Source organism: Rhizobium sp. Root1220, assembly GCF_001426265.1.
GTDB lineage: Bacteria > Pseudomonadota > Alphaproteobacteria > Rhizobiales > Rhizobiaceae > Rhizobium.
In genome coordinates, this window is sequence record NZ_LMDG01000002.1 from 15276 (window position 1) to 40724 (window position 25449).

21 protein-coding genes are annotated in these 25449 nt (G+C 60.8%); 17 read left to right on the forward strand and 4 right to left on the reverse strand.

From position 1 onward, the window contains the following. The first annotated feature begins 88 nt into the window (after positions 1–88). The 3 genes from ASC90_RS03200 (at position 89) to preA (ending at position 4187) form a co-directional block, all read left to right on the forward strand. Positions 89–1105, forward strand: coding sequence for a sensor histidine kinase (locus ASC90_RS03200; protein ID WP_056535308.1), 1017 nt, complete (start codon positions 89–91; stop codon positions 1103–1105). Positions 1106–1496: 391 nt separating this feature from the next. After that, positions 1497–2858 carry an NAD(P)-dependent oxidoreductase gene (locus ASC90_RS03205; protein WP_056535310.1) on the forward strand — a complete coding sequence of 454 codons (1362 nt, stop codon included), beginning with the start codon at positions 1497–1499 and terminating at the stop codon, positions 2856–2858. Positions 2859–2873: 15 nt separating this feature from the next. After that, complete coding sequence (preA, locus tag ASC90_RS03210) at positions 2874–4187, forward strand: NAD-dependent dihydropyrimidine dehydrogenase subunit PreA (protein WP_056535313.1); 1314 nt, start codon at positions 2874–2876, stop codon at positions 4185–4187. Positions 4188–4555: 368 nt separating this feature from the next. Here preA and ftrA read toward each other — a convergent pair whose 3' ends face one another. Then, positions 4556–5518 (reverse strand): transcriptional regulator FtrA, encoded by a 963-nt coding sequence (ftrA, locus tag ASC90_RS03215; protein WP_056535710.1) that lies wholly within the window; start codon positions 5516–5518, stop codon positions 4556–4558. Between the two features lie 101 nt (positions 5519–5619). Here ftrA and ASC90_RS03220 point away from each other — a divergent pair, with 101 nt between their 5' ends. From ASC90_RS03220 to ASC90_RS03235, 4 genes are all read left to right on the forward strand, one after another. Beyond that, positions 5620–6033 carry a rhodanese-like domain-containing protein gene (locus ASC90_RS03220; protein WP_056535315.1) on the forward strand — a complete coding sequence of 138 codons (414 nt, stop codon included), beginning with the start codon at positions 5620–5622 and terminating at the stop codon, positions 6031–6033. Between the two features lie 108 nt (positions 6034–6141). Next, positions 6142–7200, forward strand: coding sequence for a glycosyltransferase family 4 protein (locus ASC90_RS03225; RefSeq protein ID WP_056535713.1), 1059 nt, complete (start codon positions 6142–6144; stop codon positions 7198–7200). 113 nt (positions 7201–7313) lie between these two features. Next, complete coding sequence (locus ASC90_RS03230) at positions 7314–7853, forward strand: biliverdin-producing heme oxygenase (RefSeq protein WP_056535317.1); 540 nt, start codon at positions 7314–7316, stop codon at positions 7851–7853. After that, positions 7850–10420: an HWE histidine kinase domain-containing protein gene (locus ASC90_RS03235; protein WP_056535319.1), complete on the forward strand. Its 2571-nt coding sequence runs from the start codon at positions 7850–7852 to the stop codon at positions 10418–10420. The genes ASC90_RS03230 and ASC90_RS03235 overlap by 4 nt, the downstream gene beginning before the upstream one ends. Here ASC90_RS03235 and ASC90_RS03240 read toward each other — a convergent pair. Next, the gene (locus ASC90_RS03240; RefSeq protein WP_056535321.1) at positions 10415–11068 is read right to left on the reverse strand and encodes a TetR family transcriptional regulator C-terminal domain-containing protein; all 654 of its coding nucleotides are present in this window, start codon (positions 11066–11068) and stop codon (positions 10415–10417) included. The two genes, ASC90_RS03235 and ASC90_RS03240, sit on opposite strands and share 6 nt — an antisense overlap. Positions 11069–11368: 300 nt before the next feature. Here ASC90_RS03240 and ASC90_RS03245 point away from each other — a divergent pair, with 300 nt between their 5' ends. Continuing rightward, on the forward strand, positions 11369–12622 hold the full coding sequence (locus ASC90_RS03245) for a Zn-dependent hydrolase (protein WP_056535325.1): 1254 nt from the start codon (positions 11369–11371) through the stop codon (positions 12620–12622). Between the two features lie 77 nt (positions 12623–12699). Further along, entirely contained in the window at positions 12700–14154 is a 1455-nt protein-coding gene (gene hydA, locus ASC90_RS03250; protein ID WP_056535327.1) for a dihydropyrimidinase, read from the forward strand. 12 nt (positions 14155–14166) lie between these two features. Here hydA and ASC90_RS03255 read toward each other — a convergent pair whose 3' ends face one another. After that, positions 14167–14580 carry a cupin domain-containing protein gene (locus tag ASC90_RS03255; protein WP_056535333.1) on the reverse strand — a complete coding sequence of 138 codons (414 nt, stop codon included), beginning with the start codon at positions 14578–14580 and terminating at the stop codon, positions 14167–14169. Between the two features lie 95 nt (positions 14581–14675). Here ASC90_RS03255 and ASC90_RS03260 point away from each other — a divergent pair, with 95 nt between their 5' ends. The 8 genes from ASC90_RS03260 (at position 14676) to ASC90_RS03295 (ending at position 24780) form a co-directional block, all read left to right on the forward strand. After that, a complete protein-coding gene (locus ASC90_RS03260; RefSeq protein WP_056535334.1) occupies positions 14676–15464 on the forward strand; it encodes an ABC transporter ATP-binding protein in 789 nt (262 codons plus the stop codon). Positions 15465–15639: 175 nt separating this feature from the next. Next, a complete protein-coding gene (locus ASC90_RS03265; RefSeq protein ID WP_056535336.1) occupies positions 15640–16020 on the forward strand; it encodes a DUF559 domain-containing protein in 381 nt (126 codons plus the stop codon). Next, positions 16017–16901 carry an ABC transporter permease gene (locus ASC90_RS03270; protein ID WP_056535337.1) on the forward strand — a complete coding sequence of 295 codons (885 nt, stop codon included), beginning with the start codon at positions 16017–16019 and terminating at the stop codon, positions 16899–16901. Before ASC90_RS03265 ends, ASC90_RS03270 begins: the two co-directional genes overlap by 4 nt. Next, positions 16898–18019 (forward strand): ABC transporter permease, encoded by a 1122-nt coding sequence (locus ASC90_RS03275; protein WP_056535338.1) that lies wholly within the window; start codon positions 16898–16900, stop codon positions 18017–18019. Before ASC90_RS03270 ends, ASC90_RS03275 begins: the two co-directional genes overlap by 4 nt. Before the next feature lie 58 nt (positions 18020–18077). Beyond that, positions 18078–19049 (forward strand): ABC transporter substrate-binding protein, encoded by a 972-nt coding sequence (locus tag ASC90_RS03280; protein WP_056535339.1) that lies wholly within the window; start codon positions 18078–18080, stop codon positions 19047–19049. A 404-nt stretch (positions 19050–19453) separates the two neighbouring features. Continuing rightward, the gene (locus ASC90_RS03285) at positions 19454–20641 is read left to right on the forward strand and encodes an efflux RND transporter periplasmic adaptor subunit (RefSeq protein ID WP_056535343.1); all 1188 of its coding nucleotides are present in this window, start codon (positions 19454–19456) and stop codon (positions 20639–20641) included. 11 nt (positions 20642–20652) lie between these two features. Continuing rightward, positions 20653–23946, forward strand: coding sequence for an efflux RND transporter permease subunit (locus ASC90_RS03290; RefSeq protein WP_056535346.1), 3294 nt, complete (start codon positions 20653–20655; stop codon positions 23944–23946). A 150-nt stretch (positions 23947–24096) separates the two neighbouring features. Next, positions 24097–24780 carry a Crp/Fnr family transcriptional regulator gene (locus tag ASC90_RS03295; RefSeq protein WP_056535348.1) on the forward strand — a complete coding sequence of 228 codons (684 nt, stop codon included), beginning with the start codon at positions 24097–24099 and terminating at the stop codon, positions 24778–24780. Positions 24781–24784: 4 nt separating this feature from the next. Here ASC90_RS03295 and ureG read toward each other — a convergent pair whose 3' ends face one another. Next, positions 24785–25396 carry an urease accessory protein UreG gene (ureG, locus tag ASC90_RS03300; RefSeq protein WP_056535350.1) on the reverse strand — a complete coding sequence of 204 codons (612 nt, stop codon included), beginning with the start codon at positions 25394–25396 and terminating at the stop codon, positions 24785–24787. Between the last annotated feature and the right edge of the window lie 53 nt (positions 25397–25449).

The window sequence follows — 25449 nt, forward strand, 5'->3', positions numbered from 1 at the left end:
ATAATGAAGACTATCTGCAAATGGACACCTTCTTCCCGTGGCGTGGGAAGGATCAAGGAAAGGCGGCTCGGTGAATAGAAGTGGACCAGTGCCCGGCGTACCCTTCTCATTGGAAGGCAAGGCGGCACTGCTGGAATGCGCGATCGGCAGTGCCGGGATTTCGATCATCTTTCAGGATCCCGGCCTCGCGATTGTCTATGCAGAAAATCTGCCTTCGCAGTTCCCGATGCTCCTCGTGCCCGGCGGCAACGATACGGATCTCTTCGGCGATGTTCATGGTCGCAAGCTCGGCAAACTCAAGCACCAGGTTCTGGAAACAGGAACCGCTGCGCGAGCCGAAGTCGATATTTCGGTCGATGGCGAGATGCGCACCTACGAATTGAAGATTCACCGCATAGGCGGAGACCGTCCTTCCGGCGTGCTTTCGGTCATTACGGAAGTGACAGAGACCCAGCACCGAGAAAAAGTGCTGAAGTCCCTACTCCGTGAACTATCGCATCGTTCGAAAAATCTGCTGGCCATCATCCAGGGCATTGCCACGCAGACTGCGCGCAACACCCTGTCCCTCGACGGTTTTCTTGTGAAGTTCCGCGGGCGCCTGCAATCGCTATCGAATTCTCAGGATCTCATCACCGACTCAAGCTGGCGCGGCGCGTTTTTCTTTGAACTGGCCGAAAAGCAGTTCGCTCCCTATTGGCCGGAAAAAGCCGGAGCGCCGCCGATCTTTGGGCTCAACGTGCACCTGACGCCCAACGCTGCGGTCCACATAGGGCTTGCCCTTCACGAACTGATCGTCAATTCCGCCTCCTACGGCGCAATCGCCGGGGGCAAGCCGACGATCACGCTGACATGCCAGGAAACACTGCTCGCCGGCCGGCGGGCAATCGAGGTGTCCTGGGTCGAAACACTGGCAGATAGCGATGAAGTTCACGAGTTTAGTGACAACAGCTTCGGCAAGACCGTGCTCGAGCGCGTCGTCCCCTCCTCCGTCAATGGCAAAGCTGAACTTGCGCTCTTGCCCGGTCGCATCGAGTATCAGCTTGTCGTTCCCGATGCCGAATTCGAAATTCTTAAGCGCGAGCCACACAAGCTGAAAATGCGATAGCCCAAACGAAGAACAGCCGGTGCGAGGGCGGCGCACAGGCTGTCTTCACTCACCGGGAGGGGACCGTGAGTATGTCCGGATGATGGGTTGGGGCGCGCATGATTGGGTCGATGCGATCATCATTCGGATATCGCAGTAACGGTCGGATCAGAAGTTGGTTCCACAGCCCCACAAAAAAATTCGACTTTTTTTCAAACTTGTCGGATCGGCTGACAAGATGTCGAACCGTCGCGGAAACCACCTTTCCCGAGCGATAACAATCAAAAGCAAAAACAATCGCATAACCAATTTAAACGCCGACTAAATTGTCAAAATTTTACCGTTTGATAAATTTTTTATCCTGAGTTACGCTTCCTTCTACTGGCCGTTTACCAATAAAGAGGGAACTTCAATGGAACGACTGGAAACTGGGATCCGTGCCGGTCGGCTTTCGCCCGCCGAGTACGAGGCTAATTTTTCGGATCTTCATCCGCGCCTGGACAAGCACGAGGCGCTGGTCGAGGCTGACCGCTGTTATTTCTGTTATGACGCTCCATGCATGACGGCCTGTCCCACCTCGATCGACATCCCGCTGTTCATTCGTCAGATCGCTACCGGCAACCCGACAGGTTCGGCAAAGACGATCTTCGACCAGAACATCCTGGGTGGCATGTGCGCGCGCGTCTGTCCCACCGAAGAGCTCTGCGAGCAGGTCTGTGTGCGCAACACGGCAGAAGAGCGGCCCGTGGAAATCGGCCGGCTGCAGCGCTACGCGACCGACGCGGCAATGCAGGCAAACAAGCAGTTTTACAGCCGTGCCGCTTCGACCGGCAGGAAGATTGCCGTCGTGGGTGCTGGACCTGCAGGCCTTGCGGCGGCCCATCGCCTCGCCGTCAAGGGGCACGATGTCGTCATTTACGACGGCAAGCCGAAGTCCGGCGGACTCAACGAATACGGCATCGCCACCTACAAGGCCGTCGATGACTTTGCTCAGAAGGAAGTGGAATATGTCCTGGCCATCGGTGGCATCGACGTCCGCCACGGCCAGCAGCTTGGCCGCGACTTCTCGCTCTCCGAACTGCAGTCGCAGTACGATGCGGTTTTCCTCGGCATGGGTCTGGCAGGCGTCAACGCGCTGCGCGTCGAGGGCGAAAACTTGCCTGGCGTCGATGACGCCGTCGACTTCATTGCCGGCTTGCGCCAGGCTGAAAGCAAGGCGGATATCGCCGTCGGTCGTCGCATCGTCGTTCTCGGCGGTGGTATGACAGCAATCGATGCTGCTGTTCAGGCCAAACTGCTTGGCGCCGAGGAGGTGACGATCTGTTATCGCCGCGGCAAGGAACACATGAACGCCTCCGAGTTCGAACAGGATCTCGCCACCTCGAAGGGTGTCATCATCCGTCATTGGCTGGCCCCGAAGTCCATCCTTTCGCAGGACGGGAAAGTCGCCGCGATCGAAGTCGAGTACACGAGGCTCGTGGACGGTCGCCTTTCGACGACGGGTGAAACCGGAGTCATCGCCGCGGACCAGATCTTCAAAGCGATCGGCCAGACGTTCGATGCCTCCGGGCTCGGCGCGCTACGCTTGGAAGCCGGCCGCATCGCTGTCGACGCCGAGGGGAAGACCTCGCTGGACGGCGTCTGGGCCGGCGGTGATTGCGTCTTCGGCGGTAACGACTTGACCGTCTCGGCCGTCGCCCAGGGCCGTGATGCTGCTGAATCCATCAACCGCATGCTTGCTGCCGGTGCGCAGCCTGCCGTTGCCGTCGCTTGAAGGGGAGAATGAACAATGGCTGATCTCCGCAATGATTTCGTCGGCATCAAGTCGCCCAACCCGTTCTGGCTTGCTTCCGCGCCGCCGACCGACAAGGCCTATAACGTCGAGCGTGCCTTCAAGGCCGGCTGGGGCGGCGTAGTCTGGAAGACGCTGGGCGAGGAAGGCCCGCCTGTTGTCAACGTCAACGGCCCGCGATACGGCGCGATCTGGGGCGCCGATCGCCGGCTGCTGGGCTTGAACAATATCGAGCTCATCACCGACCGCGACCTCTACACCAATCTGCGTGAAATGAAGCAGGTGAAGATGAACTGGCCGGACCGGGCGCTGATCGCCTCGATCATGGTGCCCTGCGAGGAGGAAAGCTGGAAGGCGATCCTCCCGCTGGTCGAGGAGACCGGCGCCGACGGCATTGAACTCAACTTCGGCTGTCCGCACGGCATGTCCGAACGCGGCATGGGCGCCGCGGTCGGACAGGTGCCCGAATACATCGAGATGGTCGTACGTTGGTGCAAGCAGTACACCCGCATGCCTGTGATCACCAAGCTGACACCCAATGTCACCGACATACGCAAGCCTGCGCGGGCGGCCAAGGCAGGCGGCACCGACGCGGTCTCGCTGATCAACACGATCAACTCGATCACGTCGGTCAATCTCGACACCTTTGCGCCGGAGCCCTCGATCGACGGTCGTGGCAGTCACGGTGGCTATTGCGGCCCGGCGGTCAAGCCGATTGCGCTGAACATGGTGGCCGAAATCGCCCGCGATCCTGAAACCTACGGCCTGCCGATATCCGGTATCGGCGGCATCACCACCTGGCGCGACGCGGCCGAGTTCATGGCTCTGGGCTCCGGCAACGTGCAGGTCTGCACGGCGGCGATGACCTACGGCTTCAAGATTGTGCAGGAGATGATCACGGGTCTCTCCGACTGGATGGATGCGAAGGGCCACAGAAATCTGGACGACATTACCGGTCGCGCTGTTCCCAACGTCTCCGACTGGCAATATCTGAACCTCAACTACATCGCCAAGGCCAGGATCGACCAAGACGCATGCATCAAGTGCGGCCGTTGTCACATCGCCTGCGAGGACACATCGCATCAGGCCATCACCCAGTTCGTCAACGGCGTGCGCCACTTCGAGGTCATGGAAGACGAATGCGTCGGCTGCAATCTCTGCGTCAACGTTTGTCCGGTCGAAAACTGCATCACCATGGAGCAGTTGCCCGCCGGCGAACTCGATCAGCGCACCGGGAAGATCGTCGATCCTAACTACGCAAACTGGACGACGCACCCAAACAATCCGATGGCCAGACAGGCCGCGGAATAACGACTGAACATGACGGATCGGTCGCCGCCGATCCGTCATGTTGAAGAGACCGCGAAATATGCTATTGCAGCCGGGCTGCGCTGTCGCAGCGATATCAAGAGGAGGCAGCAATGGCTCGCAAACACCTCATCGACCTCAGCTTTTGAGGTAACCTCGAAGCGACGCAAATCATTCCCGTCCGAAGCCCGGGTCAAAACCGGAGCGCGTATCGTCCACGGTGATGTTGAACTCATAGAAAAACTCGGCCGATGCGACCCCTGCCCCTGCGGCTCCCGGAGGCGGTTTCAAGAACTGCTGCCTGGAGTCCGGCCGCTATGATGGCGCCCAACGTCATCACTACTTTTCGGGACCGTGAATAGACAAAACTTTCATTCGCAAAACGACCGCCGGTAGGCGCTCGGACTTGTTCCGAGCCGTTTGCGGAAGTGATGCCTCATCGTCGCCAGCGTCCCGAAGCCGCTGGCGACGGCAATGTCGTCGAGCGATATCGCCAGCTCTTTTTCCAGAAGTTCGCGGGCGTGCCGCAATCGCTCCTTCAGCAGCCACTCCCCGACGCTTGCGCCGGTGGTCGCCTCGAAACCTCGCTGGAAGGTCCGCATGCTCATGCCTGCCCTTCCAGCCAGCAGACTGATCGGCTGCTCCTCGTCGAGCCGCGCCCGCATCCATTCCAGCAATGGGCCAAGACGTATGCCTTCTCGCGCCTGCGGCACCGGCGTGCTGATGAATTGGGCCTGGCCGCCCTCCCGGTGCGGTGGCACGACAAGGCGACGCGCGACGCTGTTGGCCGCCTCGGTGCCGAAGTCACCACGCACGACATGCAGGCAAAGATCAATGCCCGCAGCGCTGCCCGCGGCCGTCAGGAGGCTGCCTTCATCCATGTAGAGAACGCTCGCATCGAGACTGATGTCCGGATAGCGCTCGCCGATCGAGGAGACGTACCGCCAGTGCGTCGTCGCACGACGATCCCTCAGAAGCCCGGACGCTGCGAGAACGGCGACCCCCGAGCACAACGACATGATCCGTGTGCCGCGGCGGTGAGCGGCCTGCAAGGCTGCGACAAGCGGTTCCGGCACCGGTGCATCGATTGCGCGCCAACCGGGCACGACGATGAGATCCGCGTCGTCAAGAATGCCAAGATCGCTGTCAACCGTTACCGTCAGTCCGCCGGCCGCGCGCAACGGGCCGGGTTCAATGCCGCAAACGGCAAATCGATACCAGTTCGCACCCATCTCGGGGCGAGGAAGGCCGAAAACCTCGTAGGCAATTCCAAACTCGAATGTGCACAAGCCGTCATAGGCGAGCACGATCACCTGGGGACCGGAAAGCAGCATCGTATTTGGCACGATATTTACGCCAATCGTCGTTATGGCCAATTTCGGAGAGATCTATCATCATGCATCCTTCACGGCAATTCCAACCGAAAGGACATGTCATGCCAAGTGCCGTTGCCGAAACTCCCGCCGCCTCCCCCGATGCCACCGCCGCTTACTATGCCCGCAAGCTCACCTTTGAGACCGACTGCTGGGATGTGCACGCCTCGGTCGCCGCCGGGCACAGCGACTTCGTCCTGCTCGACGTACGCTCGCCAGCTCTCTATGCAGCATCCCACATCCCCGGCGCCATCAACCTGCCCCACGGTAAGATGACCGCGAACCGGATGTCGGAATGGCCGACGGGAACGCTTTTCGTCGTCTATTGTGCCGGCCCCCATTGCAACGGCACGGACAAAGCCGCCCTTCGCCTCGCCCGCCTCGGCCTGTCCGTGAAGGTGATGATTGGTGGCATGACGGGCTGGGCAGACGAGGGCTTTGCTTTCGAAGTCAACCAGGCAACCGTCGCGGCGTAACGTCCGGCGCACTCTGCTCCACGCGTTGATCCGGGGCGGACACGAGGGAGATTGAATTTTCTTGCGCCGATGGCGATAGTCGTTCGGCGCAACGAGGTAACTTCCCGAATGACACGCCATATTGTTGCAATTGGTCCGTTGCCTCCGCCGCTTCACGGCTACTCCCTTGCGACCGCCGGCATGATGGCACTTCTGACGGAAGACAACACGACAACCGTTCAGAACATGTCTCCACCGGTCGGCGCCGGCGCGTTTCGCCGGCATGCAACGAAACTCCTGCGGGCCATTGGCGCCTGTGCCCGGCTGTTTCGCCAGCGCAAGCACGCCGATAAAGCTTGTTACGTCGGCTGTGAAGGCGGCCTTGGCCTGGTCTACACCTTGCAGATCGTCGTTTTCGCGAGGCTCCTCGCATACCCAGTGTATCTACATCATCACAGCTTCAGCTACATCGAGACGCCAAGGCTGCTGATGCGCCTCGTCCTTGTGCTCGGCGGGAACAAACTGGCCCACATCTTCCTGTGCGACATGATGCGGGATCGCTTCATCGACACATATGATCGCCGCATCCGCTGCAAGACCGTTTCCAACGCTGCCTACGTGCAGCCACAGAGCGAGAACCCGCCTGTGGAGAGGACGGATCTTGTGATCGGGATGCTCAGCAACCTCAGCCGTGAGAAGGGCCTGGAGACATTCGTCGCGCTCGCGAGGCACGCGCGAGACGAGGGGCATCCGCTCAAGGCCATTCTCGCCGGCCCGGTGCGGGATCCGAGCAACCTCGCCATGATCAACGTCGCCGTCGCCGACCTGGGCGGCACGCTGGAATACCGCGGTCCGCTCTACGACGATGCAAAATCCGCCTTCTATCGCGACATCGACGTGTTCATTTTCCCGACGACCTACAGCAACGAGGCGCAGCCCATGGTGCTGTTCGAGGCGAAGGCGGCTGGAAATTCTGTCATCACCCATGATCGCGGCTGCATTCGCAAACAGCTTGACGAAAGCGATCTTTTGATCCCTCCCAATGGCGAATTCGTTCCGACAGCGTTCGACTGGCTGTCAGCGATGTCCGCGGGGAGCGCACTCCGGACGCGAAAGATGATGATTCAGCGCGCTTACCGGGTACGTCACGAAAAAGCGCGAGAGAGCGCCAGACTGCTCCTTGATTGAACTCTAGCGGCCACGACGCGCGAAGAAAATTGGCGGGACGGCTGGAATTGGCGATACTCTGCCGCATATTTGCAGCTACGCCAATGATTTGAATACAAAGGAAGTTCGACCGTATGCCTCTACGCAGCGCCCTTCGCGCCGAGACCAGCAATAGCCACGCAGCGGTTGATGCAATCTTTGGCCGCTTCGATCTTGCAGACCCCCTTCGCTATCGTAGCTTCCTATCGGCTCACGCGAGAATTGTGCCGGGCGTGGAAGCGGCGCTCGAGAGAGCCGGCATCGATGCCCTTGTTCCGGACTGGCCCGATCGGCGACGCCGTGCACTACTGATGGCGGATCTGGCCGATCTCGACGTCGAAATGCCCCCGCAACTGCCGGCGCCGGCGCTAAGCGAGGAGGCGCACCTTTGGGGCGCCGCCTACGTGCTTGAAGGATCGAAACTCGGCGGCGCCATGCTGGCCAGACAGGTGCCGTCGACCCTGCCCTCCCGCTACCTGACGCCAAACGGCGCCCGCGGCAGCGCCCGGAGCTTCATGGATCGCCTCGACAATGCGGCACTGCCAGACCCGACCGCAGCGGTTGATGCCGCCCGCGCCGTCTTCGCGCTGTTTCGTGAGGCAGCCGCGATAGAGCTGGAGCTTCAGATCTCGTGACCGAAGCCGCGGAAAGAGTCGACCTGACCAATTGTGATCGCGAGCCCATTCAAAGTCTTGGCGCGATCCAGCCGTTTGGCTTCCTGCTGGTATCGTCATCCGACTGGATCGTAACGCGAGCATCGACAAACCTTGAACAGTTCATCGGCGTGCCGCATCAGGATGTACTAGGGCAGCCGCTATCCCGGATTGTCCATTCTCCAACCCTGCACGCAATCCGCAACCGCCTGACCGTCATGCGCGGCCCGGATATGGTCGAACGGCTGTTCGGCGTGACCCTCTCGGACCACAGCGCCTTGTTCGATATTGCCGTTCACATGAGCGATGGACAGGTTGTGATCGAGGCGGAGCTTTCGCAGGAAGGTAGCCAGGGCGGCTCGACGATGTCGCTCCGCAGCATGATGACGCGGCTGGACCAGACGGAAACGCTCGACGCTTTCTTCCGCGAGGGCGCCCGGCAGGCTCGCGCCCTGACAGGGTTCGATCGCGTCATGGTCTACCGATTTGACGAAAGCGGATCGGGCGAAGTCGTTGCCGAAGCTGCACGTGCCGGTATCGGATCGTTCCTCGGCCTGCACTATCCCGCGTCGGACATTCCCGCCCAGGCACGCGCGCTCTACACGCGAAACCTGTTTCGCGTCATAGCCGACGTGGACGCCCTCAATGTTCCCGTTATGCCGCAAGTCGACGAGCATGGACGCCCCCTCGATCTGTCCATGTCGATTCTACGCTCGGTGTCGCCGATCCACATCGAATATCTCAAAAACATGGGAGTCGGCGCGTCGCTGTCCATTTCGATCTTGGTCGATGGCAAGTTATGGGGGCTTTTCGCCTGCCATCACTACACGGCGCGGCTTCCGTCCTTCGAACGGCGGTCGATGGCAGAGCTCCTTGGTCAGATGTTCGCGTCTCGCCTCGAAAGCCGCGAGCGTCGGCTGGCTCTCGACTTCGAGACCAAGGCGCGTCGGATCGCAGACAGCCTGCTGACCTCGATCGCCGACAATGCAAATCTGCTCGACGACCCGACCTGGCTGATCGAAACGCTGGCCGACGCAATTCCCGCCGATGGAATCGGTGTCTGGATCAACGGCCGCTCTGCACTCAGTGGCCTGGCCCCGTCACAGGAGCAGTTCGGCAGCCTGGTAAGGATACTGAACCGAAATTCCACAGGTCGTGTTTTTGCGACCAATCACATCGCGGGATTTTGGCCGGACGCCGATCCGACAAGCGTTGCAGCCGGTCTCCTTGCCATTCCGATCTCCCGGTCGCCGCGCGACTACGTCGTTCTTTTCCGCCAAGAGATCGTACGAACGGTCCGATGGGCCGGAGATCCGCACAAGCCGATCGAATACGGCCCGAATGGGCCAAGACTGACACCGCGAAAAAGCTTCGAAATATGGTCCGAGCTGGTTCGCGGCCGCTCCCAGCCATTTACGCCGGCAGAGCGGAGCGTGGCGGAAACAATCCGCGTGACGCTCATCGAGGTCGTGCTTCGGCTGACGGACGAGACGAATGCCATTCGCCAACAAGCTAGCGAACGGCAGGAAGTCCTGATTGCGGAGTTGAACCACCGCGTCCGCAACATTCTTGGCCTCATCAGCGGCCTTATCCGCCAGTCGCGGGGTACGGCAGAAAACCTTACCGATTTTGTCGGCCACCTCGACGGCCGCGTACAGGCGCTCGCGCGTGCACACGACCAGATCACCCGCGATCACTGGGCGCCGGCGCCCTTGAGATCCTTGCTACAGGCGGAGGCGGCCGCCTACCTTGGCAAGGATGCGGCGCGGATCATCACGCGAGGTGATGAGGCGCTTCTCGCGCCGCAGGCGTTCTCCACCGCCGCGTTGGTATTCCACGAGCTTGTGACCAACAGCGCCAAATATGGCAGCCTCAGCGACAGCGGCACCGTGCAGGCATCCTGGGAGACGGATGGCTCCGGCGATCTGCAGATCGAATGGCTGGAAAACGATGGGCCACCCGTAAGCAAACCGTCCCGGCAGGGGTTTGGCACGACGATCATCCGCCGGTCGATCCCCTATGACCTCGGTGGCAAGGCCGACGTTGTCTATGATCCCTCCGGCTTGCATGCGCACCTCACCATCCCCGCAAAGTTCGTGACTTTTGCTCAGGCACCGGCCGCAATGTCATCCGGCAGATCTGAAGAGTTGCACGTGGCGCCGACCGATGTCGAAAGGAAGCCGTTGGCGGATCGCAAAATCCTGCTGGTTGAAGACAATCTCATCATTGCGATGGATGGTGAAGATATCTTCCTTCAGTTGGGCGCGATCGAGGTGGCGCTCGCACCCAATGTCGCCTTGGCGATCGAGTTGATCGAAAGCCAGAATTTCGACCTTGCAGTGCTGGATGTCCATCTTGGCGAGGAAACGAGTGCACCGGTGGCGGCGAGGCTGCAAGCGAAGGGAACGCCGGTGATCTTCGCGACGGGCTATGCCGAAGCAGCCCTGCAAGCTCGCGGAAGCGTCGGGACCGAGTTCTTGCAAAAACCCTACACGATCGAAAGCGTAGCCAGCATGCTCGCACGGATCATGCCGCCTGCTAATTCATGAAGACGGGGTGGGCTTTACCCTCAACCCGTCGATGAAGAGCTGCTCGAGAAACCGCGCCGCGTCTTCAAACCGACCGGCACCGGAATAGTCCTGCCCGAGAACGGCGCGCACCTGAACGTCGAAGTCCGCGTAGTGTTGTGTCGTAGACCAGATCGAGAAGATCAGATGATACGGATCGCATTTGGCGATCTTTCCGGCCTTCGCCCAGGCACGGATCACGTCGGCCTTTTCGTCGACCAAATCCTTCAGCGGTCCCTTGAGTTCGTCCTCGATATGCGGCGCGCCCTGCAGAACTTCGTTGGCGAAGAGACGGCTTTCACGGGGAAAATCGCGGGCCATTTCCAGCTTGCGCCTGATGTAGCTGCGAACCTCGCTTTCCGGATTTCCTTCGGCGTCAAAGGCGCGCAGCGGCTCCAGCCACGTGAAGAGAACCCTGTCGATCAGCGCCCGGTGCATCGCCTCCTTGGTACGGAAATAGTAAAGCAGGTTGGGCTTCGACATGCCGGCCACCTCGGCAATCTGATCGATGGTGGAGCCGCGAAAGCCGCTAACCGAAAACACGTCGAGCGCGGCCTCAAGGATCTGCTCTTCCTTCTCTTCCTGGATGCGCGTGCGCCGCTGGGTTCTGGCCGCTCTCGGAATTGCCATATCGATCGCATTTCCCCTTAAAATTCAATCATTTCACTCAAAATCAGCGAGTATGAGTGCTTGTCAGAACAACGCGTGTCCATCCGCAATTTTGTCTGTATTTTTGCTGATTTTCGTCTTGAGCCCAGCGCCGGAAGCTGTAATGTTTACCAATCGGTCAAATATCCGCCAGATGCAAGGCAAAGGCAACTGAGGATTTTCCGGCGCTAACAAAACAAACAAAAGCGCCAGTAAATGACCACGGGAACAGACGGGCATGCCCCTTGCATGACCCAGGAAAAAAGAGATGGGAATACGGACATGGTGGCAGCACCAGGCGAGAACATGCGCGTCAACGGGGATCGTCTCTGGGACAGCCTCATGGACATGGCAAAAATCGGTCCGGGTATCGCCGGTGGCAACAACCGCCAGACCTTGACGGATTCCGATGCCGAGGGGCGCAGCCTTTTCCGGACATGGTGCGAAGGCGCGGGCATGACCTTGGGCATAGACCGGATGGGCACGATGTTCGCGACACGCGCCGGGACCGATCCGGATGCGCTTCCCGTCTATGTCGGCTCGCATCTCGATACCCAGCCCACCGGCGGCAAGTATGACGGCGTGCTCGGCGTACTCGGCGCGCTGGAAATCGTCCGCACGATGAACGACCTTGGCATCAAGACCAAGCATCCCATCGTCGTCACCAACTGGACCAATGAAGAAGGCGCGCGCTTCGCGCCGGCCATGCTGGCCTCCGGCGTCTTCGCCGGTGTCCATACGCTGGAATACGCCTACGAGCGCAAGGATCCCGAGGGCAAGACCTTCGGCGAGGAACTGAAGCGCATCGGCTGGGTCGGCGATGAGGACGTCGGTGCCCGCAAGATGCACGCATATTTCGAGTATCACATCGAACAGGGACCAATCCTCGAAGCCGAGGAAAAGCAGATCGGCGTGGTCACGCACTGTCAAGGCCTTTGGTGGCTTGAATTCACGCTGACCGGCAGGGAGGCTCACACCGGCTCCACGCCGATGGATCTTCGCGTCAACGCCGGCCTTGCCATGTCCCGCATCATCGAGATGGTTCAGGGTGTCGCCATGGAGAACCAACCGGGCGCCGTCGGCGGCGTCGGCCAGGTGTACTTCTCGCCAAACTCGCGCAACGTGCTGCCGGGGAAGGTCGTCTTTACCGTCGATATCCGTTCGCCCGACAAGGCAAAGCTCGACCGTATGCGGGCGCAGATCGAGGCAGATGCGCCGAAGATCACCGGCGCTCTCGGCGTCGGTTGCTCGATCGAAGCCATCGGCCATTTCGAACCGGTGACCTTCGATCCCAAGCTCGTCACTTCGGTCCGCAATGCCGCCGAGCGGCTTGGCTACAGCCACATGAACATCATCTCCGGCGCCGGCCACGATGCCTGCTGGGCGGCCAGGGTCGCACCTGCCACCATGGTCATGTGCCCCTGCGTCGGCGGCCTCAGTCACAACGAGGCCGAGGAGATTTCCAAGGAATGGGCAACGGCCGGTGCCGACGTACTTTTCCACGCCGTCGTCGAGACCGCTGAAATCGTTGCATAATCAAGGCGGGATCACTCCCGCCTTTTCTCTTTCCGGCGGACGCAGAGCCGCAATGAAGCAATACAAGGGAACTGATCATGAGCACAGTCATCAAGGGCGGAACCATCGTCACCGCCGACCTGACCTACAAGGCGGATGTGAAGATAGACGGCGGCAAGATCGTCGAGATCGGCCAAAACCTTTCGGCCAGCGAGACACTGGATGCGTCGGGCTGTTACATCATGCCGGGTGGTATTGATCCGCACACCCATCTGGAAATGCCGTTCATGGGCACCTATTCCGCCGACGACTTCGAGAGTGGCACGCGCGCCGCCCTTTCCGGCGGCACGACGATGGTCGTCGATTTCGCGCTTCCCTCGCCCGGCCAGTCGCTGCTCGAAGCGCTGACCATGTGGGACAACAAGTCGACCCGCGCCAATTGCGACTATTCCTTCCACATGGCGATCACCTGGTGGAGCGAGCAGGTCTTCAACGAGATGAAGACGGTCGTTCAGGAAAAGGGGATCAACACCTTCAAGCACTTCATGGCCTACAAGGGTGCGCTGATGGTGAACGACGACGAGATGTTCGCCTCCTTCCATCGTTGTGCCGAACTCGGCGCATTGCCGCTGGTTCACGCCGAGAACGGCGACGTCGTCGCCTCGATGTCGGCAAAGCTGCTGGCCGAAGGCAACAATGGTCCCGAGGCCCACGCGTACTCCCGCCCGGCCGAAGTCGAAGGCGAAGCGACAAACCGCGCCATCATGATCGCCGACATGGCAGGCTGCCCGGTCTACATCGTCCACACCTCCTGCGAACAGGCCCACGAAGCAATCCGCCGCGCCCGCCAGAAGGGCATCCGCGCCTACGGCGAGCCGCTGATCCAGCATCTGACGCTGGATGAGAGCGAGTACTTCGACAAGGACTGGGACCACGCCGCACGCCGCGTCATGTCCCCTCCGTTCCGCAACAAGCAGCATCAGGACAGTCTCTGGGCCGGCCTCGCCTCGGGCTCTTTGCAGGTTGTCGCCACCGACCATTGCGCCTTCACCACGAACCAAAAGCGCTATGGCGTGGGCGATTTCACCAAGATCCCGAACGGCACGGGCGGTCTCGAAGACCGGATGCCGATGCTCTGGACCTACGGCGTCGCCACCGGCCGCCTGACGATGAACGAGTTCGTCGCCGTCACCTCAACCAACATCGCCAAGATCCTCAACATCTATCCGAGGAAGGGAGCGATCCTCGTCGGCGCCGATGCCGACCTCGTCGTCTGGGATCCGAAGCGCACCAAGACGATCTCCGCCAATAAGCAGCAATCGGCAATCGACTACAACGTCTTCGAGGGCAAGCAGGTCACCGGCTTACCACGCTACACGCTGACGCGCGGTGTCGTCGCCATCGAGGAGGATACGATCAAGACCCGCGAAGGCCATGGCGAATTCGTCAAGCGCGAGCCGGTGACGGCCGTCAGCAAGGCGCTCTCGACCTGGAAGGAGATCACCGCGCCGCGCAAGGTCGAGCGGACAGGCATTCCGGCCAGCGGGGTCTGATCCGTGCCACGATCAGCCCGGCACCAGCCGATCCAGCTCCGGCAACAGCACAACGCTTTCCTGCTCGTTCGGATCAGTGCGAGCGATGATCGCCGTGCAGGGCGTGTTGCTGAGATTGGCAGGCAGGTGCGGAACACCGGCGGGGATGTAGAACAACTCGCCGGCGTGCACGATGACGTGGTGCTCCAGTTCGTCGCCGTACCACGTGTGCGCCTCACCCGACAGCATGTAGATCGCCGTTTCGTGGGCCTCGTGCAGGTGCGCCTTGGCGCGCACACCCGGCGGGATCGTCAACAGGTGCATGCAGATGCCCTTGGCGCCCACCGTCTCGGCGGCAATGCCTTCGAAGTAACTGAGCCCCTGCTTGCCGTCATAGGCATGGCTGGGGCGGACAATATGACAGGTAGGCTTTGATGTCGCGTCCATCCTCATCCTCCATGGAGCTTGCCGGTTCCTTGAAAACCGGTACTCATAATATCACGCAAACCCCCGCCGCGCGGGGAAAACAGGATCCATCCGCATTGACGCAAGCTGCCTCCGTCGTATCCGCCAGGGATCTCTGTCTCACCTATCAGGCGAATGACGCCCCCGTGCATGCACTGAGCAACGTCACCCTCGACGTGCGAAAAGGCGACTTCGTCTCGTTCATCGGCCCCTCGGGCTGCGGCAAGACCACATTTCTGCGTGTCATCGCCGATCTCGAAAAGAAGACGTCCGGCGACATCACCGTCAACGGCATGACGCCCGGGGAAGCCCGCCAGGCGCGTGCTTACGGCTACGTCTTCCAGGCGCCGGCGCTCTATCCCTGGCGCACGATCGAAAAGAACATCGCCTTGCCACTGGAGATCATGAGCTATCCTGCAGACGACCGGAAGAAGCGGATTGCCGAAGCGCTCGACCTCGTCAGCCTGTCCGGCTTCGAAAAGAAGTTCCCGTGGCAACTTTCCGGCGGCATGCAGCAGCGCGCCTCGATAGCCCGTGCACTCGCCTTCGACGCCGACCTTCTGCTGATGGACGAGCCTTTCGGCGCACTTGACGAGATCGTCCGCGACCACCTCAACGAAGAATTGCTGAAGCTCTGGGCGCGCACCAACAAGACGATCTGCTTTGTCACCCACTCGATCCCGGAGGCCGTCTACCTGTCGACCAAGATCGTCGTGATGTCGCCGCGCCCGGGCCGCGTGACCGACATCATCGACTCGCCGCTGCCCAGGGAGCGACCTCTGGACATCCGCGAGAGCCCGGAATTCCTCGAAATCGCCCACCGCGTCCGCGAGGGGCTGAGAGCGGGGCATAGCTATGAGCACTAGGAACTTGCAGCTCAAGACCCCTCCCCAACCCCTCCCCACAAGGGGGAGGGACTTCCCAGCCTCAAGGTTTCGGACCGATAGCAGCGTCCCACAAGCGCAGCGGTTGATAGATAACTCGGCAGCCACCACGGGCCTACCCCTCCCCCTTGTGGGGAGGGGTTGGGGAGGGGTCTAGATGCCACACTCCAACATCACGCCTAAAACCCGCGAACGCGCAAAACGCCTCCGGCGAGACCTGACAAAGGCCGAAACCGCGATGTGGAGCATGCTCCGCGACCTCCGCCCCTACGGCGCGCGCTTCCGCCGCGAAACGCCGATCGGACCTTACATCGCCGATTTCGCCTGGCTCTCGGCACGCCTCGTCGTTGAAGTTGATGGCGACAGCCATGAGACCGCCCACGGGCGGGAGCACGACCTGCAACGAGATCGGTTCCTCGGCAATCAAGGCTTCAAAGTGCTGCGCTTCGACAACGACCAGGTGTTGGACGGACCGCATTACGTCTTCGTCGAGATTCAGAAGCAAGCCGCTCCTTTCCTGAAGAAGCCCATCCCATGAAACCCGACACCCTCAAGGACAAACTCATCCCCGTCGCATCGATCCTGACCGTACTAGTGGTCATCTGGTACATTGCCGCCATCCTGATGAACGCCTCGTTTCAGCGCGACATGGATGCCCGCGCCAACCAGACGCCGGGCACCATCGAGTTCATCGGCAAGACGCTTTCGCAACCGAAACCGCTGCTCCCCGCCCCGCATCAGGTGGCGCAGAATTTCTTCGAGAACACCTTCCTGCGAAAGCTCTCCAGCAACCGCAGCCTCGTCTACCATAGCGGCGTCACCCTCTCCTCCACGGTACTCGGCTTTGGCCTCGGCACCTTGTTGGGCATCCTGATCGCCGTGGGTATAGTTCACATCAAGGCGCTCGACCGCAGCCTAATGCCGTGGATCATAACCTCGCAGACGATCCCGATCCTGGCGATCGCCCCGATGGTGATCGTCGTGCTTGGCGCCATCAACATCACCGGGCTGATCCCCAAGGCGCTGATCTCGACCTATCTGTCGTTCTTCCCGGTCACTGTCGGCATGGTGAAGGGTCTGCGCTCGCCTGAAGTGATGTTCCTCGACCTGATGCGCACCTACAACGCCTCCGCGTCGCAGACCTTCTGGAAACTCCGTGTACCGGCCTCGGTGCCCTTCCTGTTCACCTCGATGAAGGTTGCGATCGCCGCAAGCCTCGTAGGGGCCATCGTCGGTGAACTGCCGACCGGGGCTGTTGCCGGAATCGGCTCGAAGCTGCTCGCCGGAGCCTACTACAGCCAGACCATCGACATCTGGGCTGCCTTGATCGCCGGCTCGCTGCTCGCCGCATTGCTGATCGCCATCGTCAGCATTGCCGCCAGGATCGTCGACAGGGCCATGGGCGGGAGATCCGCATGAAGCAAGCGTCCTGGCAGGGCGTGGTCGCCCTCGTTCTCGCGGCTGCTGCCTTCGTATCGCTGCCGCTGTTTTCCACCCCAGCCCCCCAACCGCCCTCGGACGGCGTGACTGCAATCATCCTCGTCCTCATCGCCGCCGCGACCCTCATTTCATTCCTGCCGCAATCGCCGGCCAGCCGCGCAGCGGTGCTCTTCATCGGCGCCCATGGCGGCGCATGGATGCTGCTCAGTAGCCTAAGGGGCAACGAGGGACTGGCGGCCAAACCATTCTTCCTGCTGATCGCCGCCTGCTGGCTGCTCGCCTGGCGAACGGTCAGCGAGATCGTTGAAATCCGCGCGAAATCCCGCAGCAACGACACGGCGCTCCGGCTGCTGGTGCCGGCGATTTTCGGCGCCTGGATCCTGATCCTCTGGGAAACGGCAACCCGCGGCGCCGGCATTCCGTTCGTGCTGCTACCGCCGCCGAGCGCCATCGGTGCGCGCATCGTCGGATCGTTGCCGACGCTCGGCGACGACGTCAGACAGACGATTTTCAAGGCGGTGTTCGCGGGCTACATCATGGGCTGCGCCTCGGGCTTCATTGTCGCCATCCTCGCCGATCGCATCGCCTTCCTGCGCCGCGGCCTGCTGCCGATCGGCAACATGGTCTCGGCGCTGCCAATGATCGGCGTCGCGCCGATCATGGTCATGTGGTTCGGCTTCGACTGGCAATCGAAGGCGGCCGTGGTCGTCATCATGACCTTCTTCCCGATGCTGGTGAACACCGTCGCCGGCCTCACCGCATCTGGTCCGATGGAGCGCGACCTGATGCAGACCTACGCCTCCAGCTATTGGCAGACCCTGTTGAAGCTCCGGCTTCCCGCAGCAATGCCGTTCATTTTCAATGCATTGAAGATCAACTCGACGCTGGCTTTGATTGGTGCCATCGTCGCGGAGTTCTTTGGTACGCCGATCGTCGGCATGGGTTTCCGTATCTCCACCGAGATTGGGCGCATGAATGTCGACATGGTATGGGCCGAAATCGCCGTTGCGGCGCTTGCCGGTTCGGTCTTCTATGGCGCCATCGCCCTTGCTGAGCGGGCGGTGACGTTCTGGCATCCGTCTATCCGTGGTGGCTAGGCGTCGCTTTATTTCCCGCGAATGGGATTGGGGCATAACAAAAGAGGGAACCAAGAAAATGAAAAAACTGGTTGTTGCAATGATGGCGAGCGCAATGGCGCTGGGAGCAAGCCACGCGATGGCTGCAGACAAGGTGACGCTTCAGCTGAAGTGGGTCACCCAGTCGCAGTTCGCCGGCTACTACGTTGCCAAGGAGAAGGGCTACTACGAAGAGGAAGGCCTCGACGTCGACATCAAGCCGGGTGGTCCAGACATCGCGCCTGAGCAGGTGATTGCCGGCGGCGGTGCCGACGTCATCGTCGACTGGATGGGAGGCGCTCTGGTTGCCCGTGAAAAGGGCGTGCCGCTCGTCAACATCGCCCAGCCCTTCCAGAAGTCCGGCATGGAACTGATCTGCCGCAAGGACGGTCCGATCAAGACGGAAGCCGATTTCAAGGGCCACACGCTCGGCGTCTGGTTCTTCGGCAATGAATATCCGTTCTTCGCCTGGATGAACAAGATCGGCTTGAAGACCGACGGCGGCGCCGATGGCGTCACCGTTCTGAAGCAGAGCTTCGACGTGCAGCCGCTGCTGCAGAAGCAGGCAGACTGCATTTCCGTCATGACCTACAATGAATACTGGCAGGCAATCGATGCCGGCTTCAAGCCTGAGGAACTGACCGTGTTCAACTACACCGCCATGGGCAACGACCTGCTCGAAGACGGTCTCTATGCCTCCGAAGACAAGCTCAAGGACCCCGCCTTCAAGGAAAAGATGGCGAAGTTCGTCAAGGCTTCGATGAAGGGCTGGAAATACGCGGTCGAGAATCCTGACGATGCGGCCGGCATCGTGGTCGACGCCGGTGGACAGGATGAGAACCACCAGAAGCGGATGATGGGCGAAGTCGCCAAGCTGATCGGCGACGGATCCGGGAAGCTCGACACGACGCTTTATGATCGCACGGCCAAGGCGCTCCTCGACCAGAAGATCATCAACAAGGAGCCGACGGGCGCATGGACGCATGACATCACGGACGCTGCTGCCAAGTAAGCAACAGTCGGGTTAAATCGAACGCGCGGAGATGATCCGCGCGTTCTTGTTTGATAGAAAGAGAAAAATCTGAAGCCGGTGTCGCTTGGCGCTCGTGTCGAACGTCATATTGACACGAGGTTATGATCAACTATGGGAATGCTCACATAACCCCATGGTGATTGATCTGTCCTTTAAAGGTAATTATCGTGGCTTGAAGGGGAATTGTTTTCCGCCGGACTTGTGCGATAGACAAAACGATACCACGTACAATCTAATTTTTGCCGGATGAGGGACTTCTTGATTGAGAACCGGCAGAAGATGCGGGAATACCTCTGAGAATACAAATACTGGATTGGGCCTTTTCGCGAGCTGACGACAACGCGCGAGCTTGGCTGACCTTGTCAAGAACTGGACGAAGACGCATGGCATGCACGCCGCTTAACACTCTACGCGCCTCCCTGATTCTCGCTGCGCTCGCGGCGCCGACGGCATTTGCCCAGGAAGCCCCGGTCGCCAAACCGCAGCAGAACCTGCCCGCCATTGTCGTGACGAAGGCGTCCAACCGCGCACTTGTGGACCGTGTCGTCGCGACCGGAACGGTCAAGCCGGTTGAGGAAATCTATATCCAGCCACAGGTCGAGGGCCTGTCGATCCGCGCATTGAACGCCGATGTCGGTGACAAGGTCCGTGCGGGCAGCGCGCTCGCGACGCTGAACGATGACGCTCTTGTCTTGGACAAGAGCCAGTTGCAGGCAACCCGGGCAAAGAATGAGGCGAGCATGGCGCAGCTGCGCGCGCAGCTGATCGAAGCCCAGGCAAATGCCGAGCAAGCGCGCCAACAGCAGGTGCGCGCCCAGGAAATGGGTAAGAAGGGCACCGTGTCGACGGCCACAGTCGAACAGGCCGATGCAGCCGCGGCTTCCGCGAACGCACGCGTATCGTCGGCTGAGCAGGCGATCCAGGTGGCGATGGCTGATATCAAGGTCACGGAGAGCCAGATCGCCGACGCCGACCTCAAGTTGGCTCGCACTGATGTGAAGACCCCGGTCGATGGCACGGTCTCAGCCAAGAACGCCAAGGTCGGGGCGATCGCGCTCGGCACCGGCGAACCACTCTTCACCATCATCCGCGACGACAAGGTCGAGCTCGTCGCTGAAGTCAGCGAGAACGACATCGTCAGGATCGAGCCGGGCCAGAAGGCAACGCTTTCGCTTTCAGGTAGCCGCGAGAAGCTTACCGGCTCCGTTCGCCTTGTCTCGCCAACGGTCGATCCCCTGACGCGTCTTGGTCTGGTTCATATCCTGATCGACGACAGCAGCAAGGCGCGCTCCGGCATGTACGGCAGTGCCGATATTGTCGTGCGCACGACGGAGAACGTTGCCCTTCCCCTCTCTGCCGTCCTGACCGGTAGCGAAGGCTCCTCGGCCCGGAAGGTCGAGGGTGATGTGGTGAAATTCGTGACGGTCGAGACCGGCATCCAGGACGGCGCCTATGTCGAGATCATCAAAGGACTGACAGCTGGCGAAGAAGTCGTTGCCAAGGCCGGCGCCTATGTCCGCGACGGCGATCACATCACGCCGGTGCGTGAGCAGCCCCCGGTTTCCAACTAAGAGACGACTCGATGAACTTTTCAGCCTGGTCTATCCGAAATCCCATCGCGCCGCTTCTGGGCTTCGCCCTGCTACTTTTCGTGGGGATTCAGGCGTTCAACAAGCTGCCGATCACGCGCTTCCCGAACATCGACGTCCCGCTCGTCTCAGTCGTGGTGACCCAGAGCGGCGCCTCGCCTGCCGAGCTCGAAATGCAGGTGACGAAGGAGATCGAGGACGCTGTCGCCAGCATCACCGGCATCGACGAGATCCAGTCGACAGTTACCGACGGCCAGTCGCAGACCGTCATCATGTTCCGCATGGAAGTGCCAACAGAGCAGGCCGTGCAGGACACCAAGGATGCGATCGATCGTATCCGCAGCGATCTTCCGGCCAACGTCGAAGAGCCGATCGTTTCCAAGATCGATGTCGAAGGCCAGGCGATCCAAACCTTTGCCGTCTCCTCCCCGGACATGACACTCGAGGAATTGTCCTGGTTTGTCGACGATACGATCAAGCGTTCGCTACAGGGGCAGAGCGGCATCGGCCGCGTCGATCGCTACGGCGGTGCCGACCGCGAGGTGCGCATCGAACTCAATCCTGACAAGCTCAACGCCCACGGCATCACCGCAGCAAGCGTGAACCAGCAGCTTCGCGGCACCAACGTCGACCTCGGTTCCGGTCGTGGCCAGGTGGCCGGAAGCGAGCAGGCGATCCGCGTTCTCGGCGATGCACGCAACGTCGCCGAGCTTGCCAATACGACCATCGCGCTACCCAACGGCCGCTTCGTGAAGGTCTCCGATCTTGGCGCCATCAAGGACACTTACGAAGAGCCGAAATCCTTCTCGCGTTTCAACGCCACGCCGGTTGTGACCTTCGGCGTGTTCCGCTCGAAGGGTGCCAGCGAAGTCAGCGTCGCGGAAACCGTGTCGCATAGCCTCGAAAAGGTCCGGGCCGAAAACCCGAACGTGAAGATCGAGCTCATCGACGACTCCGTCTACTTCACCTACGGCAACTACGAAGCCGCCCTGCACACGCTTCTTGAAGGCGCCCTGCTCGCTATCGTCGTCGTTTTCCTATTCCTCAGGAACTGGCGCGCAACGTTGATCTCCGCGGTCGCCCTTCCACTGTCTGCGATCCCCACTTTCTGGATCATGGACCTGATGGGTTTCTCGCTGAACCTCGTCAGCTTCCTCGCCTTGACGCTGGCGACCGGTATTCTCGTCGACGACGCCATCGTCGAGATCGAGAACATTGCCCGTCACATCAAGATGGGCAAGACACCCTATCGCGCCGCAATCGAGGCCGCCGACGAAATCGGTCTTGCCGTGATCGCAACGACATTCACGATCATCGCGGTCTTTGTGCCGGTGTCGTTCATGCCCGGTATTCCCGGCCAGTACTTCATCCAGTTCGGCCTGACGGTTGCTTTCTCCGTCTTCTTCTCGCTGATGGTCGCGCGTCTCATCACACCGATGATGGCCGCCTATCTGATGAGCGCCGAAGACGGCATAGAGGACCACCACGACAATGACGGCTGGTTCTTCCGTGGCTATACCCGGCTTGTGCGCGCGACCACCAGCCGCTGGTGGAGTCGTTACGCGACACTGATCGCAGCAATCGCCTTCCTTGTTGGTTCCGTGGCTCTGCTCGCACAAGTTCCCGGCAGCTTCCTGCCGCCGGAAGACGCCTCCCGCATCGTGCTGTCCGTCGAACTGCCGCCGAACGCGACGCTCGACGACACCGAAGCGACCACCGACGAGGTCTACAGGAACGTTCAGGGTATCAACGGGGTCGAAAGCGTCTTCGTACTCGGCGGCGCGTCGCCGAAGGGCGACCTCGAATTGCGTCGCGCAACAGTGACGCTCGCCCTCCAGAAGCTTGACCAGTCCCTGGTGAAGAAGCTCGTCAACGACGTCCTGGGTTCCATCCCGGTCATTGGCCCGCATCTTCCGAAAGTCGAGCTTCACGGCCGCGTCCGTCCGCAGTGGGATATCGAAAAGGAAGTCTTTGCCAAGCTCCGCCATATCCCGGATGTTCGCATCCTGAAACTCAACGACCGCGGCGAGCGCGACCTGTCGTTCAACTTCCTATCCAAGAACGAGAAGGACCTGAGCGACGCTGTCGGTATTCTCGAAGCGAAGCTGCGCGCCGACCCGTCGCTGGCAAACGTCAGTGCGGATGGCGCCCTGCCCCGTCCCGAACTTCAGGTTCGCCCTCGAAAGGATCAGGCCGCTCGTCTGGGCATCACACCGCAGCAGATCTCGGAGACCATCCGCGTCGCCACGATCGGCGATGTCGATGCGGCGCTCGCCAAGATCAACCTCGACAATCGCCAGATCCCGATCCGCGTGCAGGCTTCGTTGGACATGCGCCGCGACCTAGCGGCTCTCAGGGCGCTGAAGATCCAGACCGCAAGCGGTACGACAGTGCCGCTCTCGACCGTCGCGGATATCGACTATTCGGAAGGTGTCAGCTCCATCAAGCGCAACAACCGCAACCGCGTCGTGTCGATCGGTTCCGATCTGCCACAGGGCGTGGCGCTTGATACAGCATCGGCGCATTTCCGCCAGATCGTCAAGGATGCCAACATCCCCGCGACGGTTCAGCTGGTCGAGAGCGGCGATACCAAAGTGCAGAAGGAGATGCAGCAGAGCTTCGTCAACGCCATGCTGATGGGCCTGATGCTGGTGCTGACGGTGCTGATCCTGCTCTTCAAGGACGTGATCCAGCCCTTCACCATCCTGTTCTCGCTGCCGCTGGCTATCGGCGGCGTGGCCGTCGGGCTGCTGTTGACCAACAACCCCCTATCGATGCCCGTCTTGATCGGCATCCTGATGCTCATGGGTATCGTTACCAAGAACGCGATCCTGCTGGTCGATTTCGCGATCGAGATGCGCCATCGCGGCATGGAAAGGGTCGAAGCCATGGTGGAGGCTGGCCGCAAGCGTGCCCGCCCGATCATCATGACCTCGATCGCCATGTCGGCCGGCATGCTGCCGTCAGCGCTCGGCGTCGGCGAAGGCGGCTCGTTCCGTGCGCCGATGGCTATCGCCGTCATCGGTGGCATCATTGTCTCGACGGTGCTTTCGCTCGTCGTCGTTCCCTCCTTCTTCCTCATCATGGACGATCTGTCCCGCCTGCTCGGCTGGATGTTCGGTCGTCTCGTCGGCAAGAAGGATCAGGAAGAACTGCCCCTGTCGCGCGAAGAACTGACCGAGGCGGTCGGCTCCCTCGACGATCGCGTAACCGCCATCGAAAAGCCTGGGAAGAAAGGCAACTCGTCCGACAACGTCGTCCGGCTACCACCCTTCGCGGCGGAATAGCACCTCTAAGATCGAAAGCCGGGGTTCGCCCCGGCTTTTTTGTTTCTCGGGCCAGACTTGATCCAGATCAAATCTGCAGCCCCTCTCTCCGGTTATTCTTGCGGTATGGCAGGCGGAAAGCGCCTGCCGCAAGCAACCACGGAGAAAGAGATGACGAAGGCCTTTAAGCTGAGTGCCGCCCAGAAGGTGATGCTTGCTGATGCCTTGATTGTTTCAGGCCTGAGCGAGGAGGAGCGCAACGCGCTGCTGTCTTGCGCAACCGCAGTCCGCCATGAGGTCCACGGCAACCTCTTCCGCGAGCGCGATGAGGCACGCTACTTCTATTGCGTACTGTCGGGCTATGTGCGCCTCTACCGGCTTGGTGGCGATGGTCGAGAGGCCGACATCCGGATCTGCGAACCGGGCGACAGCTTCGGCGAATGCCTTCTCCTCGACGGCGGTGGCTATAACTATAGCGCGCAGGCGATGGAGCATGCGATGCTTGCGCGCTTCGATCTTGCAAAAGTCAGGGCATTGTTGGAAGCGCGCCCGCGCATCGGAACCGCGATCCTGCGCAGCCTCTCCCGGCACCTGTTATCGACGATCGATTGCCTCGCCAGCGACCGCATGCAGACAGCGCCGCAGCGCGTGGCCGGCTATCTGCTGACCCATAGCACGCAGCAAGGCGTTGCCGCCTCCCTGCGCCTGCCGTTTCAAAAGAGCCTGTTGGCGCGCAAGCTCGGGCTTGCGCCCGAAGCATTGTCGCGCGCCTTTTCGACCCTTCGCGAGGCCGGGGTGACAGTCAGCGGCCGCTCGATCGAGATCAGCAACCTGAATACGCTCAAGGAGATCTAGGCGGTCAAAGGCCGCCTTGCTCCTTGAGGAAGCTGACGATCGAGCCGACGCCATCGCCGCGCTTCATGTCCGAGAAGACAAAGGGCCGCGTTTCCCGCATGCGCGTCGCGTCGCGGTCCATAACCTCGAGATCAGCGCCGACGTAGGGCGCCAGGTCCTTCTTGTTGATGACGAGCAAGTCGGACTTGGTGATCCCGGGTCCGCCCTTGCGCGGGATTTCCTCACCCTGGCAGACCGAGATGACATAGATCGTGATATCGGCAAGGTCCGGCGAGAATGTTGCCGCGAGGTTGTCGCCTCCAGACTCGATGAACACCACGTCGAGATCAGGGATACGGGCGCTAAGGCCCGCGATGGCCTGCAGGTTGATGGTCGCATCCTCGCGAATGGCAGTATGCGGGCAGCCACCCGTTTCTACGCCGACGATCCGCTCCGACGGCAGCGCCTGCATGCGCATCAACGCTTCTGCGTCCTCCGTCGTGTAGATGTCGTTGGTAACGACAGCCACCGAATAGTCGTCCCGCATTGCCTTGCAGAGCTTCTCCGTGAGCGCCGTCTTGCCCGAACCGACGGGACCGCCGATACCGACCCGCAAAGGTCCATTTCCTGATTTCATGTTCTGAACTCCAATCGAAACGGATGATAGCGCGGCGTCGGAAATGCGACCAC